The following is an 18,434-nucleotide window of genomic DNA, read 5'->3' as shown; positions in this document are numbered from 1 at the left end:
TTTTTTTTTTGTTTTTGTTGTTTTTTTGTTGTATTTCCCTACGTGACAAACTCCCCCCCGTTTTTTTGGGCCCCCCCCCCCCCCCCCGGGCCGCGGCGGGGATCGGCCAGGTGGTGCCGCACGAGTGCGGTGGCCGACGACACCGTGGTGGGCAGAAGTGCCAAGGGCCTGGTTTCGACCGATACGGCCCGCGCCCGGCGTCGCCGAGGCGCGAGCCGCACTGGGGATCGGTACGCGAGATGGATAAGGTCCCTGTGTGCATGCCGAGATTCACGGTCACCGTGGGGCCCGTGGGCTCCGTCCCGAGAACACCCTGCCCGGTTTCGCCCACGCCCTGGAGCTGGGCGTCGACGCACTGGAGCTCGACGTCGCACTGACCGCCGATCGGCGGCTGGTGCTCACACACGACCTCACAGTGTCCGCTGTGACCAGCACCGACGTCCGGCCCGCCTTCCGCGACGACCCCGCCTTCCCGTACGTGGGCAGGCCCGTCGGCGAGCTCACGCTGGCGCAGCTGCGCACGCTGGAGTGCGGAGTCCGGGTGCCGCGCCACCCCGAAGACCGTTTCGCCCCGACCCAGCTGCCGGTGCCGAACACCCGGATGCCGACCCTGGGCTCCGTGCTGGGGCTGATGGACGCCTACGGAGCCGACGGGGTGCGGGTGCACGTGGAGCTCAAGTCGGACCCGACCAGGCCCGATCTGAGCGCCGAGGTCGCTGAGTTCACCGAGATGGTGGTCGCCGAGCTCGACCGGCACCGCAGGCTCGACCGGGCGGCCATCCTCAGTTTCGACTGGCGCGTCCTGCGGATCGCCCGCTCCCTGGCCCCCGCGACCGGGCGGTACGCCCTGATCGAGCGTGCCACCATGGACAGCGCCTGGCTCGACGGCCTCCATCTGGAGGATTTCGGCGGCGACGTCCCGGCCGCCGCCGCCGAGGCCGGGGGCACCACGCTCTCCCCCGAGCATGTGATGGTCGACCCCGAGCTCGCCCGGCGAGCGGACAAGGCCGCCCTGCCGCTGGCCGTGTGGACCGTCAACGACCCCGGGCGAGCGGCCGAGCTGCTCGATCTCGGGGCGGCCGCGATCGTCACCGACTATCCCGACCGAATGATCACCCTGTGGGCCGGACGGGGCATGCGTGTCCCGAAGCCGGTCACCCCCGCCAGCCCGATGAGCGCCTGAGGGATCGGGTCACATCCAGCCGTTACGGCGGAAGCCCCGGTAGAGCAGTGTGCAGGCGATGACCATCACGCCGAGCACCAGCGGGTAGCCGAAGACGGAGTCGAGCTCGGGCATGTGCTCGAAGTTCATGCCGTAGATGCCGGCGATCATCGTGGGGACGGCCATGATGGCGACCCACGAGGAGATCTTCCGCATGTCCTCGTTGGCGAGCGCGTTGGAACGGGCGAGCGCCGCCTGCAGTATGGAGTTGCAGAGCTCGTTGGACGACTCGACCTGCTCGCAGACGCGGGCCAGGTGGTCGACGACGTCACGGAAGTACTCGCGCATCTCGGAGGGGATCATCCGGCGCTGGGCCAGCGTGGACATCGGTGCCTGGAGCGGTGTGACGGACCGCTTCATCTCGATCATCTCGCGCTTGAGGTTGTAGATCCGGCCGATGTCACGGGCGCTGACGTCCGCGAAGACCATCGCCTCGACGTCCTCCAGCTCGGCCTGCATCCGGTCGGCCACGGTGAGGTACTTGTCGACGACGTGGTCGGCGATCGCGTGCAGCACTCCGGTGGGGCCCCGGCTGAGCAGCTTGGGCTTGTCCTCAAGGCGCTCCCGCACCTCCGAGAGCGGGCAGTGCCGGCCGTGCCGCACGGTCACCACGAAGTCGGTGCCGACGAACACCATGATCTCTCCGGTGCCGATGATCTCGCTGGTCGCGGTCAGCACGTCGTGGTCGAGGTAGGCGACGGTCTTCAGGACCACGAACAACGAGTCGCCGTAGCGCTCGACCTTGGGTCGCTGGTGAGCCTTGACGGCGTCCTCGACGGCGAGCGGGTGCAGGGCGAAGACCTCCGCCAGCCACTCGACCTCGGGGGCGTCGGGCTCGTGCAGGCCGACCCAGACGAAGGCGTTGTTCCCTTCGACGGACGCGTTGTGCGCGCGGACGAGCTCCAGGGCGTCGGGGATGCCCAGGGCCTCGATCTTCTTACCGTCGATGTAGGCGGCGTACTCGACGAGCGAGTCGCTCGGCGGGACGCAGACACCGCTCATCCGCGCACCGAGCGAGACGGCGGGCGCGTGCGGGGCACGGATCGTGCGGGCGTGCTTGATACGGGGAAAAAGGAGCGAGGAGCGCATGGCGAGCCTTTCCCGCCCAACCTGGCGGGATTCCGCACGCGATGCGCTGTCACCACAAGTGGAGGCGACGATGCGTGCGGCGCCGGTCGGGCACCGAGATGGGGTGGTCGAGGGTGCGCACAGCAGGCGTGCGCGAGCACGTACTGCTGGGATCGCCAGAGGACATCCCGAACCACCTCCAATCAGCAAGAGACACGCAAAGCCACTCAAAACTTAACACGAATAGGGGGATGGCTCTCAGCTTACTCCCAGGTTCAAGCATCGATCATGCACAACCTGACAAAATTCACACCCTGTTTACTGGCACCTCCCGTGCGTATCTGACACGTCGCGAGCTCCCCAGAGTTATCCACAGGCTGTGGACAACTCTGGCGTTCGACCACCGGCGAAGTCCGGGCATGCCGACACGGCCCGAGGGACGATCCGGGGGGACGATAGGCTCTGACAAGTGCGCGTTCTTGTGATTGGAGCCGGCGGGCGTGAACACGCCCTGTGCCGGTCGCTGACGGCGGACCCCCAGGTCACCGAGGTTCACTGTGCTCCCGGAAACGCGGGTATCGCGCAGGTCGCGACCCTGCATCCGGTGGTACCGACAGACCCGGCCGCGGTTACCGAACTGGCCGAGCGGCTCCGGGCGGAGCTGGTCGTGATCGGCCCTGAGGCCCCGCTGGTCGCCGGCGTCGCCGACGCCGTCAGGCAGGCCGGCATCCCCTGTTTCGGCCCCTCACGGCAGGCGGCCCGGATCGAGGGTTCCAAGTCCTTCGCCAAGGACGTCATGGTCGCGGCGGGCGTGCCCACCGGGCGGTCGTACACCTGCGTCACGCCGGAGGAGGTCACCGCGGCGCTCGACGAGTTCGGCACGCCGTACGTGGTCAAGGACGACGGCCTGGCCGCCGGCAAGGGCGTGGTGGTCACCGACGACCGCGAGGAGGCGCTCCGGCACGCCGCCGCCTGCGGGCGGGTGGTCATCGAGGAGTTCCTCGACGGTCCCGAGGTCTCGCTGTTCGCGCTCTGCGACGGCGCCACAGCCGTGGCACTCCAGCCCGCCCAGGACCACAAGCGCGCCTACGACGACGACCAGGGCCCCAACACCGGCGGGATGGGTGCCTACACGCCGCTGCCGTGGGCCCCGGACGACCTCGCCGACCAGGTGATGGCCGAGACCGTCATACCGACCGTGACCGAGCTGGCCAGGCGTGGCGCGCCGTACACGGGGGTGCTGTACGTGGGACTGGCCCTCACCTCCAAGGGCCCGAAGGTGATCGAGTTCAACGCGCGGTTCGGCGACCCGGAGACCCAGGTCGTGCTGGACCGGCTCCAGACGCCCCTCGCGGGCCTGCTGCTCGCCTGCGCGAACGGGACGCTCGACCGGTTCGGGCCGCTCTCCTATCGCGACGGCGCCGCGGTGACCGTGGTGATCGCGGCGGAGAACTACCCGGCGGATCCGGTGAAGGGCGACGTGATCGAAGGGCTGTCCGACCCGGTCGAGGACGCCTACGTGCTGCACTCGGGCACCGCGCTGGACGGCGACCGGATCGTCTCGAACGGCGGCCGGGTGCTCAGCGTGGTCGGCACGGGACCCGACGTCCCCGCGGCGCGGGTGGCGGCCTACGAGGCGGTGGAGCACATCCGGCTGCGCGGCTCGCACCACCGCACCGACATCGCGGGCCGCGCCCGCTGAAAGCGGCACGGTCTATGAAAACGGCACGGTCTCTGAGAACGGCACGGCCTGCCCCGGCCGGGGCGTAGCGCCTGATCGGCATGTCGCGATAAGCCTGGGGCAGTCGGTGCCCCGCCCCAGGCCGGCTCCGCCCCCCGGAGGAACGATGTCGCTTGATCCAGCCTTGACCGCCGAGCGGATCGGTGACACCGGCGTGCTGCGCTGGCCGGGCACCTGGCGGGTCTACGTGGCCACCCGGAGCGAGGAGATCAGGGCCGACGCCGAGCGCGTTCTGACGATGTGCGACGAGGCGGGCCGGCCGGTCTCGGTGGGCGAGGGCATCGGCACGCACCTGGCCCGCGCGCAGGAGTACGCGCGCAGCAGGCACGGTGTGCGGCGCTGGCTGACCGGCCAGGCCATCGAGGGCGCCTGGTCCAACGTCAACAGCGCCACCGTGATGCTGTACGGCGTGCTGCCGGTGGCGGAGTTGTGCGGGCGGGCGCCGGAGGTGGTCGCGATCGGCCGGGCCTACCTGCCCGGCGACGATCCCCGGCTTGTCCACCTCCAGGCCAGGCTGGCGGCGGGAGACCTCGGTGAGAACGACAGGCCGCTGATGCAGTCGGTGCTGCGGGCCGCGTACACCGCGCAGGCGATGGACACCGGGCGGGTCCGCAGCTTCCGCAACCTGCTCATCGGCGGGGTGGTCATGCTCTCCCTGATCGTGCTGAGCGTGGTGGTCATCGGTGCGATCTGGCCGGACGTCATCCCGATGTGCGGCGACCAGTCGGTGATCCGCACCCAGGGGCTGATGCCCGCCCAGATCTGCCCGACCGGCGGCCTGCGGCCCGGCCACGGCGACGTCCCGCTCGTGGCCCTGATCGGCATGCTGGGCGCGGCGCTGGCCACCGCCGCCTCGCTGTCGACCCGCTCGGAGCTGTCCACCCGCTACTCGCTGGCCGTCGTCCAGAACCTGCTCAAGGCGCCCGCGGGGGTGGCCACGGCCGTGCTCGGGCTACTGATCCTGAACTCGGGCTTCGTGCCCGGTTTCGCGGGGCTCGGCTCGCAGCCCGCGATCTTGGTCTGGGCGATGGCGTTCGGGTACGGACAGCAGGTCGTCACCCGCTTCGTGGACCAGCGGGCCGACAATCTCCTGTCGGCCGCCTCCCCGCTCACCGCCGCGGTGAACACGAAGGGCAGGTAGCATCCGAGGCCCGAGGTCTCCCGGTGCCGCGCCCCACAGTGACACCCGCGGGCCCGGAAACCGCAGGCGAAAGCGTGGTCGCCGCGCAACGCGGCGGCGGCAGATGACTTATCGGCCGGTTCAAGGGCAGTTCACCCTCGAACTGGCCGGTTCAGGGGCATTCAACGGCTACTGTTGGCCGATAACCTCGGCTGCCGCCTCGCGCCACACGAGTTACCCAGAACACTTCCAAGGAGCATGACGCATGGTCCGTTACCGCGTGCGCGGTGGCAACCCACTTCGTGGAACCGCCTTCATCCAGGGTGCCAAGAACGCCGTGTTGCCCATGATCGGTGCCGCGCTGCTGGCTTCCAAAGGCCGCACGGTCCTGCGCAACGTCCCCATCATCGAAGACGTCCGGCGCGCGGTCGAGCTGGCAGAGACGGTCGGCGCCAAGGTCGAGCTCCACGAGGCGGAGCGCACGCTGGTGATCGACGCCTCGACGCTGAGCAGCCCGGTGCTGCCCGCGGAGATCGCCCGGCGCTTCCGCGGCTCGGTGCTGTTCGTGCCCGCCCTGCTGCACCGTCTCGGTGAGGCGATCATCGAGGGCGTGGGCGGCTGCAACCTGGGCAGCCGCAACCTCGACTTCCACTACCTGGGCTACAAGCGCCTGGGCGCGATCGTGGACGAGGGTGACGCGGTCATCCACGTCAAGTCGGCGGGCCTCACCGGTGCCACCCTGTACCTGGACACCCCCTCGCACACCGGCACCGAGAACCTGATCATGGCCGCCGCCCTCGGGCGCGGCACCACCGTGATCGAGAACGCCGCGCTGGAGCCCGAGGTCCTCGATGTGATCGACATGCTGACCCGGATGGGCGCGAGGATCAGCGGCGGCGGCACCGGGTTCATCACCGTGGAGGGCGTGGAGGAGCTCCAGGCCGTCGAGCACACCGTGATGCCGGACCGCCTTGACGCGGGCGTGTTCGCCATGGCCGCCGCCGTCACCGGCGGAGAGGTCAACCTGGTCGGTGCCGACCTGGACCACCTCGGCGTGGTCCGCTACAAGCTGGAGCAGATGGGGGTGGAGTTCGCCGACCACGGCGCGGTGCTGCACGTGCGCAGGGATCGTCCACTGCGTCCGATCAATGTGATCACCGACACCTATCCCGGCTTCGCCACCGACCTGCAGTCGCCGATCATGACGGTCGCCTGTCTCGCCGACGGCGCCAGCTACATTCATGAACGAATCTTCGACGGTCGTTTCGCTCTGGCCTCAGAACTGAACAAAATGGGCGCCGATATTGAAGTGAAAGAGAACAGCGCCGTCGTTCGTGGTGCGACCCCGCTCACTGGAACACAGGTGACCGCTCACGACCTGCGCTCGGGAATCGCCCTCGTGCTCGCGGGTCTGGCCGCTGAAGGGGAGACCGTGATCGGATCGGGATATCTCATCGACCGCGGGCACTCTTATCTCGCCGAGCGCATGCAGGCCCTGGGCGGCGATGTGCGCCGAGAGATTTCAGCGCCATAATCAGCGGGTTTGAGCCGCTCAAAAACCGCTCTGACCTGTGTAAACGATGCCAGTCATAGGTTTAACCCGGAAGCAGCTTCCGGAATTGGCCGCAAATCGGGCGTGACATTACGGCCCTCACAAGCGATCGTTCCAAAAGAGAGCCGAAAACAAACGGACGGCATGATGGGACGAACATTGGTCGAGCGGGCCGAAGAAGCGCCACGAGTGTCACGCCCGGGTGCCATGACACCAGATCTCACCATCGGTGTGGTGGGCCCCCATGACCTCGTTGAACGGGTGATGTTGATGGGGCACGCGGCGGCCCCATTACCCTGCCGCCTGGTGGCGGCGGCATACCGTGACGAGCAGGAGGCCGCGGACAAGGTCACTCGATTGGGAGCCGGGGTGGACGCGTGTCTGTTCGCCAGCCCGGTCCCCTACGACCTGGCCCGGCGATCGGGGGTGCTGACGATGCCCGCGACGTATGTCCAGCTCGGCGGCGCCGCGCTGATCGCCGCGCTGGCGAGGGCCGCGATGGACGAGCGGATAGACCCACGCAGGGTCAGCATCGACATCCTGAGCAGAGCAGAGGTCGAGGAGGCCTATAGCGATCTGAGCCTTCCCTCAGGGGACGTACAGAGCCGCGACGAGCCGGGCGCCACCGGCACGATCGCGGCCTTCCATGAACGCCTCGCCCGCCAGGGCAGCACGAGCGGGGCGCTCACCTGCCTGCCCGCGGTCGCCGACCGCCTTCAGACGGCAGGGGTGCCCGTGGTCAGGATCCGCCCCACCTCCGCCGCAGTGCGTACGGCGCTGCACACGGCGGCACTGCTCGGCGCGCACCACCGGCTGGAGGAGTCACAACTCACCGTGGTCCTGGTGGAGGTGCCCACGTTGCGCGAGCCGGTCCGCCGGGCCGCGCCACGCTACTGGCGCGACGAGCTCCGGCTCTCCCTGCACCGGTTGCTGGTGCAGGAGGCCAACCGGATCAACGCGTCGGTCACCGCGGTCGACGATCACAGCTACATGGTCACCGCGACCCGCGGCTCGGTGGCCGCGGCCACCGAGGGGTTCCGGGTCCTGCCGTTCGCCGCGCGGGTCCGCGACGAACTCGGCCTGGCGGTCGAGGTCGGCGTCGGCATGGGCCGTACGACCCACGACGCCGAGTCACACGCCAGGGCCGCTCTGGCGCGCACCCAGGCGGGCAAGCAGGCCCAGGGCTTCGCGGTCGACCGCGAGGGCAGGGCACTGATCCCGGCGCCCAGGATGCCTCCCCAGGGCACGGGACCGCTGAAGCCCAAGGGTGTGGAGGTGCTGGCCCGGCTGGCCGCCAAGCTTGAGGGTGGGGACACGGTGGTGGACGCGGAGGGCGCGGGCAAGATGCTGGGCGTCACCCCGCGTACGGCACGACGATTGCTGCGCACGCTGGTAGACGAGGGACTCGCGTGGCCGCTTCCGCCGAACCGGACACCGCAACCCGGCCGCCCCCGCCAGTTGTACCGGCTGATCGTGGAGAAGCTCGGCACCCGCTGAGCCCTCCGCCTTTCGACCTGGAGGCTTCCGCCGCACCCGGACGGCGGAACCTCCCAGGTCACGGCCCGCCTGGCTCGGCATGGCATGACCGGCCGGGCACGGTCCGCCCGCCCCGGCGCGGCGAGAGTCCGCCAGGCCGCGAGCGCCGATCTCAACGTGACGGAGGGGACCGCACCCCGCGCGCGAGATGTCGGGCCTTGCCAGTATTGTCACGAGCTATGCGTCATGACAGTGCTGACAGCCGTAAGGCGCTCCTCGTCTGGGGGGCGCTGGCGATCGTGTATGTGGTGTGGGGGTCCACCTACCTCGCGATCATGATCGTGATCGAGACGATGCCCCCGTTGCTCAGCGGCGCCATCCGCTTCGTCACGGCCGCGCTCATCCTCGGCGTCGTGGTGCGCCTGCTGAAGGGGCGCGAGTCCTTCCGGATGACCTGGAAGGAGGCCGGTGGGGCCGCCCTGGTCGGCCTGCTGCTGCTGAACGGCGGCAACGGCATGGTCGCCGTGGCCGAGCAGCACATCTCCAGCGGGCTGGCGGCGCTGCTGGTGGCCTCGACGCCACTCTGGCTCGTGATCTTCAGGGTCCTGTTCAGGGACCGGCCGCAGGTACTGACGCTCGTGGGGGTGCTCATCGGGTTCGGCGGTGTGGCGGTCCTCTCGCTGACCGGTGGGAGCAGCGCGGCCGACAGCACCGGAATCGTGATCATCCTGCTGGCGTCGCTGTCCTGGTCGGTCGGCTCGTTCCTGACGTCCCGCATCCCGATGCCCGCGAACCCCTTCACCGCGAGCGCCGTCGAGATGGCCGCCGGCGGCGTCGGGCTCGCCCTGACCTCCGCCGTGGTGGGCGAGCATGTCGACCTCGCGGACGTCTCCACCCGGTCGTGGATCGCGCTCGCCTACCTGATCATGGTCGGATCGCTGGTCGGCTTCACGGCGTACGTGTGGCTGCTGAACAACGCCCCGATCTCGCTGGTCTCCACCTACGCCTACGTCAACCCGGTCGTGGCGGTCGTGCTGGGCGCCCTCGTACTGAGCGAGCAGGTCACCGGTCCGATGATCGCGGGCGGCATGGTGATCGTCCTCGGCGTGGCCCTGGTGGTCTCCACGGAGCGACGCAAGAAGCCGGAGCCCGTCTCCGGCCCCGAGCCCGCGACCGTGTAGGCCGCGGGCTCGCCCGCGTGAGGCGGTCGTCCCGTCATGACGCTCCCGGCCGGTGCCGAAAGCGCCGCAGCGGGGCGGTCAGCCCCTCGGGAAGGCCGTCGCGGCCGCCAGGAAGGTGTCGTTGGCCTCGGGATCGCCGATGGAGACACGGACGCCCTCACCGGCGAAGGGCCGCACCGCGACGCCCTCGGCCGCGCACGCCTCGGCGAAGTCGAGCGTGCGCTCGCCCAGCCGGAGCCAGACGAAGTTGGCCTCGGTCGCCGGCACCGTCCAGCCCTGGGCGACGAGCGCGCCGCGGACCCGGTCGCGCTCCTTGACCACGACCTCGACCCGCTCCAGCAACTCGTCCTCGGCCGCCAGCGAGGCGATCGCGGCGACCTGGGCGAGTTGGTTGACCGCGAACGGCACGGTCGTCTTGCGGACCGCCGACGCCACCGGCTCCGCGGCGATCAGGTAGCCCACCCGGAGCCCGGCCAGGCCGTACGCCTTGGAGAAGGTGCGCAGCACCGCCACGTTCGGCCGGTCGCGGTAGACGGCGATCCCGTCGGGGACCCCGGCGTCCCTGACGTACTCGTGGTAGGCCTCGTCGAGCACGACGAGCACGTCCTGCGGAACCCGGTCGAGGAACGCCTCCAGCTCGGCCGCCTGGACCACGGTGCCGGTGGGGTTGTTCGGGTTGCAGACGAAGATCATGCGGGTGTGCGGGGTGATCGCGTCGGCCATGGCCTCCAGATGGTGCCCCTCGCCCAGCAGCGGGACCCGCACCGAGGTCGCCCCCGCCAGGTCGGCCAGGAGCGGGTACGCCTCGAAGGACCGCCAGGCGTAGATCACCTCGGCACCCGGCTCGCTCACGGTCTCGAAGAGCTGCTGGGCCACCGTCACCGAGCCCGCGCCGAGCGCGATGTGCTCGGGCGGCACGCCGAACCGCTCGGCGAGCGCCTCGGTCAGCCCGGTGGCGGCCGGATCGGGATAGCGGTGCATCTGGGCCGCGGCCCTGGCGACCGCCTCGACGACCGAGGGCAGCGGCTCGTAGGGGGATTCGTTCGAGGAGAGCTTGTAGGACCGGCCGTCGGCGGACACCACGGCCTTGCCCGCCCGGTAAGGGGGCATTGTGTCCAGGATCGCACGGAAACGAGGCATGGCCTTACTTTATGAGCAGCGGGCGGATGGGGCATCATCCTGTAAGACTGGAGGTGAGAGGCATGCCCGACCGGAAGGACGACATGAGCATCGCACCGCTGGCCGACAGGCCGAGCGCCGAGGCGCCGGACGCCGAGACGGAGTCGCCCGAGCTGGAGCCGCTGCCCGCCTGGGTGTTTCCTCCCAAAGCGGGCTTCTCAGCCGAGGATCTCGACCGGCTTCGAGGGATCCCTCCGCACACGGAACTCATCGATGGCACTCTCGTCTTCGTGAGCCCCCAGACCAACTTCCACATGTCTATGCTCTTTCTCCTGGAGAGCGAGCTACGTCGAGCCGTTCCGGCTGACCTGCGCGTTCGCAGGGAGATGACGGTGACACTTGGAAGGCGGCAGCGACCCGAGCCGGACATTCTCGTGGTCCATACCGAAGCCGTGCAGGGGCTGAAGCAGACCACCTACCAACCGGACGACGTCGTCCTCGCCGTCGAGGTGGTCTCCGCCGAGTCGGAGATCCGCGACCGGGAGCGCAAGCCCGTTCTCTACGCCCAGGCCGGCATCACCCACTTCTGGCGGATCGAGGAGAAGGACGACCGCCCGGTCGCCTACGTCTACGAGCTGGACCCGGCGACCAGGACCTACGCGCTCACGGGGATCCACCACGACCGGTTGAAGGTCAGCGTCCCGTTCGACGTCGACATCGACCTGACGGAGATCGACGACCTCTGATCGGCCACGGGCGGGGGCCACGGCTCACCACGGCGCCCCCCCCTGAACTCCTCACCCACGACGTGATCGACCGCCCCTACTCCTTGAGGGAGCGGAGCATCGGAGGGTGGAGGAACGTGGCGGGGCCACGGCGGTAGAGCTTGGCGGGACGGCCGCCGTCGCGGGTGGTGGTGTCGCCGGTGGGCACCAGGAAGCCCTCGGCCCTGGTGACCTTGCGGTGGAAGTTCCGCGGGTCGAGGACACGGCCCCAGACGATCTCGTAGACCCGGCGCAGCTCGGCGACCGTGAACTCCGGCGGGCAGAAGGCCGCGCCGAGCGGGGTGTATTCGAGCTTGCCCCGGGCCCGCTCGATCCCGTCGACCAGGATGCGCCGGTGGTCGAAGGCCATCTCGCACAGCGCGGAGACCGGTTGCCAGCTCATGTGCGCCTCGGTGGAGGCGGGAAGGTCGGGGGCGAGACCGAGGTAGGCCACGCTCAGCACGCGCTGGCGCGGGTCGCGGTCGGGGTAGCCGTAGGTCTGGAGCTGTTCCAGGTGCACCGGGGCGCCCGGCAGGCCCGCCCGCTCCGCGAGGATCCGCTCCGCGGCGGCGGGCAGGTCCTCGTCGAGGTGGATGAAGCCGCCTGGCAGGGCCCAGCGTCCCTCGTACGGCGGGTTGTCACGCCGCCAGACGAGTGCGCTCAGCGCCTGGAAACGCACCGTGAGGACGACCAGGTCCACGCTGACGGGAATGCGCGGAACCATGGCAGGCACGTTACACCGGTCAGAGCCGCACGCGGACGTGTAACGGCTCGGAGGCGGCGCGTCCGTCGGCCGCGGTGACCAGGACCTGGACCCAGGTGTCCTCGGGCACCTGGGACCAGTCGAACGGGATCCACGCCGTCTCCATCCGCACCGGCAGGCCGGGCGGCAGGTCCGTGAGGTTCACCCCGGCCACCTCGACGACACGGGGCTCCTGCTGGCCCTCCCAGGTGATCGTGACCTTGGACCCCATGGGCATGTTGTAGCCGCGAATCTCCATACCGTCCTGGATGTCGCGCTGCATGCGGACCGCGTCGGCCGCGATGGGCCGGTTCCAGTCGCGGGCGATCTCCTCGGCGAGGGACGGCGAGCCGCAGGTGTAGAAGTCGCTCCACATGTAGGAGACGACCTTGGAGACGTAGCGCCCGACCTGTGCCACGGCCGCGTCGAGCCGTTCCTTGTCGGTGCTCCCTCTCTTGTACCCGGCCGCGCAGGTCTCCTCGCCGGACGGCTCGAATGCCTCGACGTTGGCCCAGAGTTCCACGTTGTGGCCCCGCTCGGCCATCTCCGTCCGGACGGTTGACATCTCCCGGTAGTAATCGCGGGTCGAGCCGTGGTAGGCGTCGCCGTTGGTCTTCTCCCCGACGACCGGCCACAGCCGCTTGTCGGCCTTCTCCTCGCGTTGGTCGGGCCAGAACAGCCCGACCTTCCCCGTTCCCCGGCTGTCCTGCGGCGCGATGATCCCGACCCCCGTCCGGACAAGGGCCTCGAAGCCCCTGGCCACCTGCTTGGGGGTGGCGCTGAACGGCCGCTGCCTGCGGGCGTCGAGGTAGGGGCTGACGAGGACGGGCCTGCCCGGCATCTCCTGCTCGACGATCTCGTGCTGCGAGGCGTACATCTTGAGCGTCGGGTGGTCGTCGTCCGACTCGCCGGTGTACTTCATCTCCCGCATCTGCAGCTCGAACGGCTGGTAGAAGCCGCCCAGCGAGGCCCGTTCCCGGAAGCGGGCACCGTAGTCCTGCATGATGCGCCGGGTGAGCGTGGTGAGCGTGTCCGTGCCCTGCTTGGCGGCCCGGGTCTTCTGCGCCGGGTCGCGAGGGGCCAGCGGCAGCGCGGGGAACACCTTCACCCCGAACTGGTCGCCGAGATCGAGCAGCTCGGTGAGGCTGTCCTCATGCGCGCCCGCGATCAGGATCACGTGGTAGCCGCGCCCCTTGCCCTTGATGTTCTCGCAGCTCGCGTCGTCGCTGCCGTCGTCGGTGGCGACGATCCGGTAGAAGACTGCCTTCTTCGTGACGATCTTCCGCTCGAACTCGGGGCAGCGGAAGAGCTGGGAGCCGAACGCCTCGTCGGTCCGGTAGACGAATGTCCAGCTCACCCGGTTGCCCGGGTTGGCGGCCTTGAGGTCGTTCTCCGCCGCGGCCGCGCACGGCACCCCGTTCTCCTCGCACGGCTCGTAGCGGGGATCGACCTTCCCCTCACCGTCGAGGATCCGGCCGTCGTCGTCGACCCTGCGGGCCTGCAGGCCCCAGCCGATCCGGATCACGGTGTCACCGCCCACCTTGTGGATGGCGGCGAACTGCCGCCGCCAGGTGCAGTGGTCGGCGGTCGGGACGAGCCAGTAGCCGGTGATCGCGTACGGCGCCCCCATGGCCGTGTCGAACGTTCCACACGGGTCGGTGAACTCGGTCGCCTCCGGGACCGGCACCGAGGGGGAAGGCGAGGGGGAGAGCGGCGAGCTCCCGCTGGTCGGAGAACTGTCTTCGGCAGGCGTGATCATCACGAACGCCGCCACTCCCGCGAGGATCGCCACGCCCAGAAAAGCGATGAGCCAGCGCACGTTCAGGACACTACCGTTCTTGTGATCTGGCAGACATAAGGAACTTTGCCCTACCGGAAATCAGCTCTTGACGCCCGCCCACGCCTCCAGCTGGGCGACGAAACGACGGGCCGAGTTGGGCCAGTGGTGGTTCGCACGGGCCGCCGCATACCCTCGAGCGCCCTGGGCACGCCTCGCTGAGACGTCGTCGCGGAGGAAGAGCACGGCCTGGGCCACGGCCTTGGGATCCTGCCAGGGCACGACCATGCCGCTGTCGTAGCGCTCGACCAGCTCCACCGCGCGAGGCGAGGGGGTGGTGATCACCGGAATGCCGTGGGCCATGTACTCCACGATCTTCGTGGGCATGGAGTGCCGGTAGTTGGGCTCGTCGTGCAGCAGGGAGAGACCGGCCAGCGCGCCGTCGAGCCGCTTGAGCGCCTCGTCGTTGGGCATGAAGTCGCGCCACTCCAGTACGCCCTCCGCCACCGCCTCGTTCAGCGTCGGCCGCGACTGCGGATCGGCGTAGCCGATCAGCTCGACCGACACCCGGTACGGCTGGAGCAGCCGGGCCACCTCGATGGCCTCGCGCACCCCGCGTGCCCCCGACAGCCAGCCGAGGTAGACGACGCGGTCGTCGCCCGGCGGCGTCACCTCGTCGGGCACCCAGGTCTCGTTGGGCACCACCAGGTGGGCCTGGCGGAAGCGTCCGGCGTAGGCGGTCTCGGCCAGCAGCAGGTGCAGGTACCGCTCGGCGGTGCCTTCGAGCAGGCGGGCCATGAAGCGCACCGGCGGGCGGAGGAACGCCGGCAGCCAGGGCTTCAGTGACAGCGTCGCCGGAGTGTCCTCGTGCACGTCCCAGACCACCGGGGGCCGCTTGCGCACCCCCACCACCGCGAGCAGCAGCTCCGGGTCGTGGATGACCACCAGGTCCACCTGGCCGCGCATGCGCTTGAAGACCTTGCGCGCGGCGCGCACCGCCGACAGCCGCCTGCGCTCGGCCGCACGGGGGAGGTCGACGCCGTTCACCCAGGATCGGGCCATGACGCCCCGCGCCGTGTACGGGGCCGCGTACGTGACCTCATGACCGGCGTCCACGAGCGCGCGGATCTGCCGGTGCAGGATCCGGGCGTCCTCGGGATGATGCACCACGGTCATGACGAGCACGTGCACTGCGCGCAGCCCTTCGTCGCTAGAGCCGCTCGACGCGTTCACCCTCGGCGAGCACGCCTCGGGTGTCGAGCACGAGCTTGCCTTGGTCCTCGACAATCGACAGATCGAAGGCGGCGTGTTGCTGGAGCAACAACGTCACGTCGGCTTCGATGACTCCCCTGGCGAGGTCTTCCTCGCGCGGCACCTGAACCCCGTCGACCCGCCAGTCCTTGACGTACGGGTCGGCGAAGACCAGTTCCGCGCCCAGCTCCCGCAGCGCCCGCGCGACCGGCAGGGCCGGGGTCTCGCGCTCGTCGGCGATGTCGGGCTTGTACGTGACACCGAGCAACAGCACCTTGGAGCCGTTGACCGGCTTCCTGTGCCGGTTGAGCAGGCGCTGCACGCGGGCCACCACGTACGACGGCATCCGCTCGTTGATCTCCTGAGCCAGCTCGACGAAGCGGAACGGGTAGCCCAGCTTGCGCACCGTGTAGGAGAGGTAGGACGGGTCGACGGGGATGCAGTGACCGCCGACACCTGGTCCGGGGAGGAACTTCTGGAAGCCGAACGGCTTGGTGGCGGCGGCCTCGATCGACTCCCAGAGGTCGACGCCCAGCTCGTCGCAGAAGATCGCCATCTCGTTGACGAGGGCGATGTTGACGTGGCGGTAGGTGTTCTCCAGGAGCTTGGCCATCTCGGCCTCGCGGGTGCCGCTGACCGGCACGACCTGCTCGATGAACTGGGAGTAGAACCCGACCGCGCGGTCCTTGCAGGCGGAGGTGTAGCCGCCGACGACCTTCGGGGTGTTGCGCAGGCCGTACTTGGGGTTGCCCGGGTCGATGCGCTCGGGCGAGAAGGCGAGGTGGAAGTCGGTGCCCGCGGTGAGGCCGGAGCCCTCCTCCAGGATGGGACGGGCGACCTCGTCGGTGGTGCCGGGCCAGGTGGTGGACTCCAGAACCACCAGCGAGCCCGCGCGGAGGTTACGTGCGACGGTGCCGGTGGCGCCCTCGACCGCGGACAGGTCGGGGCGGTGGTCCTCGTCGAGCGGGGTCGGCACGCAGATGACGATGGTCCGGCTGTCGGCCAGAACGGACTCGTCCCCCGTGGCGGTGAATCCCCCCGCCAGCATGTGCTCAAGGTCGGCGTCGGTCAGGTCGTCGATGTAGGACCTGCCCGCGTTGAGAGCAGCGATCTTGCCGAGGTCGACCTCGAAGCCGACGACCCGCAGACCGGCTGCCGTGGCCTCCTTGGCCAGGGGCATGCCGACGTAGCCCAGACCGATGATGGCCAGGTCGTAGGCAGTCACTGGATGACCTTGGAACGCCGGAAACAACACTTCATGGTCGCAAAGGCTATCTCAAGTCCGAACGAGCTACGCCTAATGCGATTGAACGCATCACAAACGGCAGGTATCCCCGGTGCCATGACAAGGTCATTAACCGGCAATCGATCGGTAAATATCACGGTACGTCTCCGCGATGCGGCTCCACGTACGCTTCGCGGCCACCTCTGCCCGTCCAGCCTCACCCATCTCGGCCCTCCGTCCCGGATCGTCACGCAGTCCGGCGATCGCCTTGGCCAGTGCCTCGGAGTCTCCCGCCGGCACCAGAAGCCCGGCGCCATCGGAGCCCACGAGCTCCGACAGGGCGGGCAGGTCGCTCAGCACGACCGGTTTGCCGAGAGCCATCGCCTCGACCGGTTTCAATGGCGTAACAAGTCGGCAAACGCGCAGGTCCTCCCGGGGACAGACGAAGATGTCGATCGCCGACTGGGCCTGCAGCGCCTCGTCGGGGCCGACCCGTCCCGGCATGATCGCGATGTCGCCGAGCCCCAGTTCCTCGACCTGCTCCAGCAGTGCCGCCCGCTCCACGCCGTCGCCGACGAGCAGCATCTTGACCGGCGCGCCCTCGTCCCGCAGCAGCGCGGCGGCGTTGATCATGGTGGCGAAGCCCTCGTAGGCCACGATGCTCGACACCGAACCCATGACGATGTCACCGGGCTCGATGCCGTAGGCGGCACGGAACGCCGCACCGTCGTACTCGGCACTGAGCAGCGAGTCGTCCACCGCGTTCGGCGCCAGGTAGATCTTTTCCCTCGGCACCCCGCGCTCGACGATCTCGGCTGCCATGGTCTCGGCGAGGGTGACCACCGCGTCGGCGGAGCGCATGATGAACGCCTCGCGGTCGCGCTGGAGCACGTGCCGCTGGCTGCCGATGCGCTTGGGGTCGCGGGAGGCCCAGGTCTCCTCCAGGAAGCCCCGGACCTCGTAGACCATCGGCGTGCCGGTCCGCTCGCGCACCGCCAGCGCCACCGAGCCGTTCCGGTGGTCGGTCGCGGCGTGCAGCACCTGCGGACGCAGGGTCCTGACCAGCTCGGTGACCTCTCCGGCGCCCCGGATCATCCGCCCCTGGCTCTCGAAGGGCACCTCACCGCTCGGGATCAGCCGGTGGTAGGGAATCCCGTCGATCTCCTCGTACGGCGTCGCGTCGGCGTGGCCCTGCATCATCGGCCAGCCCCAGCTGGTCACGACGTGCGGATCCAGCCCGGCGGCCTTCTGCGAGGTGACGATGCGGTGCGTGCGAACCGTGTATCCGGCCTGCGTGTACGGCAGCGCGTTGGTCACGCAGTGCAGCACCCGGCCGTGGAACCGCTCACCCACGATCACCTTCGCCTTGGGCGGGATCGGGTTCGGCTGGATCGCGGCCAGTTCTCCGACGTAGTAGGCGGCCCGGCGCTTGATGAAGGGGTAGCGGGTGTGGGCCTGGAGCACCTCGGCGGCCTCGCTCATCCGGCCGGCGTCGAAGTGCTCCTTCGCCTCGGTCCACGGGCCCCTCACCATGCGCATGCCGAGCTTGCGGACGACGATCTTGGCACGGCGCGCGACGGGCCAGGCGAACCGGCCCACGACGGGACGGATACTCGACGGGAGCGTCTCGGCCGCCGCCTGCGCCACGCGTACCGGGTCGGACTTGACCTTTGTCGCCACGACCCGGGAGACGATCACCGGATGCTGGACGAAACCCCTGATCAGCCCGCGCAGGCCGGCCCTGGCCGACTTCGCCGACACCGGGGCCCGTGACACCGACTCCGCGGGGACCTTCTCCTCGGCCGGAGGCGTCGCCGGAGCGGGGAGCGTCGCCGACGCCTGGGGCGTGTCCGAACCGGGGAGCGTCTCCACGACCGGAGGCGTCTCCGCACTCGGCGGCGGGGCGGGCTCCGTGGGCACCTCCACGGCCGGAGGCATCTCCACGGCCGAGGTCGTCTCCGGCTCGGAGGGCGCTCCCGTCTCCGGGGTCGTCGCCGTGCCCGAGGTCGCCACCGGCTCCGCGTCAGGCTCGGCGGCCGGAGGCGTCACCGATGTGGCGGGTGTCGCCGGCACCGAGGGCTTCTCGGGAGCCGAGGGCTTCGCGGGAACCGAGGGGGAGTCTGGCCTGTTGGCATCGGATACCACGCCGTGACCGTACCATAGGCAGGGTTTGCCCCACTGCCGCATGAAAGGCGA

At 69.6% G+C, this 18,434-nt stretch carries 15 protein-coding genes; 8 read left to right on the top strand and 7 right to left on the bottom strand.

Annotation, left to right across the window (positions count from 1 at the left end; all coding sequences use genetic code 11):
• Nucleotides 1-256 precede the first annotated feature (256 nt).
• A complete protein-coding gene (locus ABZU75_RS01970) occupies nt 257-1,183 on the top strand; it encodes a glycerophosphodiester phosphodiesterase family protein (RefSeq protein WP_355548245.1) in 927 nt (308 codons plus the stop codon).
• Nucleotides 1,184-1,192: 9 nt separating this feature from the next.
• On the opposite strand, the gene corA is transcribed toward ABZU75_RS01970, so the two are convergent.
• The gene (gene corA, locus ABZU75_RS01965) at nt 1,193-2,311 is read right to left on the bottom strand and encodes a magnesium/cobalt transporter CorA (RefSeq protein WP_355548242.1); all 1,119 of its coding nucleotides are present in this window, start codon (nt 2,309-2,311) and stop codon (nt 1,193-1,195) included.
• 448 nt (nt 2,312-2,759) lie between these two features.
• Between corA and purD the strand changes: the two genes are divergently transcribed.
• The 5 genes from purD (at nt 2,760) to ABZU75_RS01940 (ending at nt 9,360) form a co-directional block, all read left to right on the top strand.
• On the top strand, nt 2,760-3,992 hold the full coding sequence (gene purD / locus ABZU75_RS01960; RefSeq protein WP_355548237.1) for a phosphoribosylamine--glycine ligase: 1,233 nt from the start codon (nt 2,760-2,762) through the stop codon (nt 3,990-3,992).
• 145 nt (nt 3,993-4,137) lie between these two features.
• Nucleotides 4,138-5,172 carry a hypothetical protein gene (locus ABZU75_RS01955; protein WP_355548233.1) on the top strand — a complete coding sequence of 345 codons (1,035 nt, stop codon included), beginning with the start codon at nt 4,138-4,140 and terminating at the stop codon, nt 5,170-5,172.
• A 244-nt stretch (nt 5,173-5,416) separates the two neighbouring features.
• Complete coding sequence (gene murA, locus ABZU75_RS01950; RefSeq protein ID WP_350922994.1) at nt 5,417-6,685, top strand: UDP-N-acetylglucosamine 1-carboxyvinyltransferase; 1,269 nt, start codon at nt 5,417-5,419, stop codon at nt 6,683-6,685.
• Nucleotides 6,686-6,910: 225 nt separating this feature from the next.
• A complete protein-coding gene (locus ABZU75_RS01945) occupies nt 6,911-8,200 on the top strand; it encodes a GTP cyclohydrolase IIa (protein WP_350922997.1) in 1,290 nt (429 codons plus the stop codon).
• 218 nt (nt 8,201-8,418) lie between these two features.
• A complete protein-coding gene (locus tag ABZU75_RS01940) occupies nt 8,419-9,360 on the top strand; it encodes an EamA family transporter (RefSeq protein ID WP_355548228.1) in 942 nt (313 codons plus the stop codon).
• 78 nt (nt 9,361-9,438) lie between these two features.
• Here the strand turns inward: ABZU75_RS01940 and hisC are convergent, their stop codons facing one another.
• Nucleotides 9,439-10,500, bottom strand: a complete 1,062-nt coding sequence (hisC, locus tag ABZU75_RS01935) for a histidinol-phosphate transaminase (RefSeq protein WP_355548225.1) — start codon at nt 10,498-10,500, stop codon at nt 9,439-9,441.
• Nucleotides 10,501-10,562: 62 nt separating this feature from the next.
• Between hisC and ABZU75_RS01930 the strand changes: the two genes are divergently transcribed.
• Nucleotides 10,563-11,225 (top strand): Uma2 family endonuclease, encoded by a 663-nt coding sequence (locus ABZU75_RS01930; RefSeq protein ID WP_355548222.1) that lies wholly within the window; start codon nt 10,563-10,565, stop codon nt 11,223-11,225.
• A gap of 76 nt (nt 11,226-11,301) precedes the next feature.
• Here ABZU75_RS01930 and ABZU75_RS01925 read toward each other — a convergent pair whose 3' ends face one another.
• The 5 genes from ABZU75_RS01925 to ABZU75_RS01905 all read right to left on the bottom strand — a co-directional run bounded on the left by ABZU75_RS01925 (nt 11,302) and on the right by ABZU75_RS01905 (nt 17,918).
• Nucleotides 11,302-11,967, bottom strand: coding sequence for an NUDIX domain-containing protein (locus ABZU75_RS01925; protein ID WP_355548219.1), 666 nt, complete (start codon nt 11,965-11,967; stop codon nt 11,302-11,304).
• Between the two features lie 19 nt (nt 11,968-11,986).
• Nucleotides 11,987-13,804 carry a DUF4434 domain-containing protein gene (locus ABZU75_RS01920; RefSeq protein ID WP_355548216.1) on the bottom strand — a complete coding sequence of 606 codons (1,818 nt, stop codon included), beginning with the start codon at nt 13,802-13,804 and terminating at the stop codon, nt 11,987-11,989.
• Between the two features lie 60 nt (nt 13,805-13,864).
• Complete coding sequence (locus ABZU75_RS01915) at nt 13,865-14,953, bottom strand: glycosyltransferase (protein WP_355548213.1); 1,089 nt, start codon at nt 14,951-14,953, stop codon at nt 13,865-13,867.
• Nucleotides 14,954-14,972: 19 nt separating this feature from the next.
• Nucleotides 14,973-16,238: a nucleotide sugar dehydrogenase gene (locus ABZU75_RS01910; RefSeq protein ID WP_355548210.1), complete on the bottom strand. Its 1,266-nt coding sequence runs from the start codon at nt 16,236-16,238 to the stop codon at nt 14,973-14,975.
• Between the two features lie 129 nt (nt 16,239-16,367).
• Nucleotides 16,368-17,918 carry a glycosyltransferase family 4 protein gene (locus ABZU75_RS01905; RefSeq protein WP_355548207.1) on the bottom strand — a complete coding sequence of 517 codons (1,551 nt, stop codon included), beginning with the start codon at nt 17,916-17,918 and terminating at the stop codon, nt 16,368-16,370.
• Between ABZU75_RS01905 and ABZU75_RS01900 the strand changes: the two genes are divergently transcribed.
• Nucleotides 17,902-18,390 carry a hypothetical protein gene (locus ABZU75_RS01900; protein WP_355548204.1) on the top strand — a complete coding sequence of 163 codons (489 nt, stop codon included), beginning with the start codon at nt 17,902-17,904 and terminating at the stop codon, nt 18,388-18,390. The genes ABZU75_RS01905 and ABZU75_RS01900 overlap by 17 nt on opposite strands.
• Nucleotides 18,391-18,434 lie beyond the last annotated feature (44 nt).

It is taken from the genome of Streptosporangium sp. NPDC005286 (assembly GCF_040607515.1).
Classification (GTDB): domain Bacteria; phylum Actinomycetota; class Actinomycetes; order Streptosporangiales; family Streptosporangiaceae; genus Streptosporangium.
Note: the sequence above shows the minus strand (reverse complement) of the source record. Positions and strands in the feature narration are given on the sequence as shown.

Coding starts and splice junctions, on each gene's coding strand:
- corA (WP_355548242.1), bottom strand. CDS start 2,311: ATGCGCTCCTCGCTCCTTTTTCCCCGTATCAAGCACGCCCGCACGATC.
- ABZU75_RS01955 (WP_355548233.1), top strand. CDS start 4,138: ATGTCGCTTGATCCAGCCTTGACCGCCGAGCGGATCGGTGACACCGGC.
- murA (WP_350922994.1), top strand. CDS start 5,417: ATGGTCCGTTACCGCGTGCGCGGTGGCAACCCACTTCGTGGAACCGCC.
- ABZU75_RS01945 (WP_350922997.1), top strand. CDS start 6,911: ATGACACCAGATCTCACCATCGGTGTGGTGGGCCCCCATGACCTCGTT.
- ABZU75_RS01940 (WP_355548228.1), top strand. CDS start 8,419: ATGCGTCATGACAGTGCTGACAGCCGTAAGGCGCTCCTCGTCTGGGGG.
- hisC (WP_355548225.1), bottom strand. CDS start 10,500: ATGCCTCGTTTCCGTGCGATCCTGGACACAATGCCCCCTTACCGGGCG.
- ABZU75_RS01930 (WP_355548222.1), top strand. CDS start 10,563: ATGCCCGACCGGAAGGACGACATGAGCATCGCACCGCTGGCCGACAGG.
- ABZU75_RS01925 (WP_355548219.1), bottom strand. CDS start 11,967: ATGGTTCCGCGCATTCCCGTCAGCGTGGACCTGGTCGTCCTCACGGTG.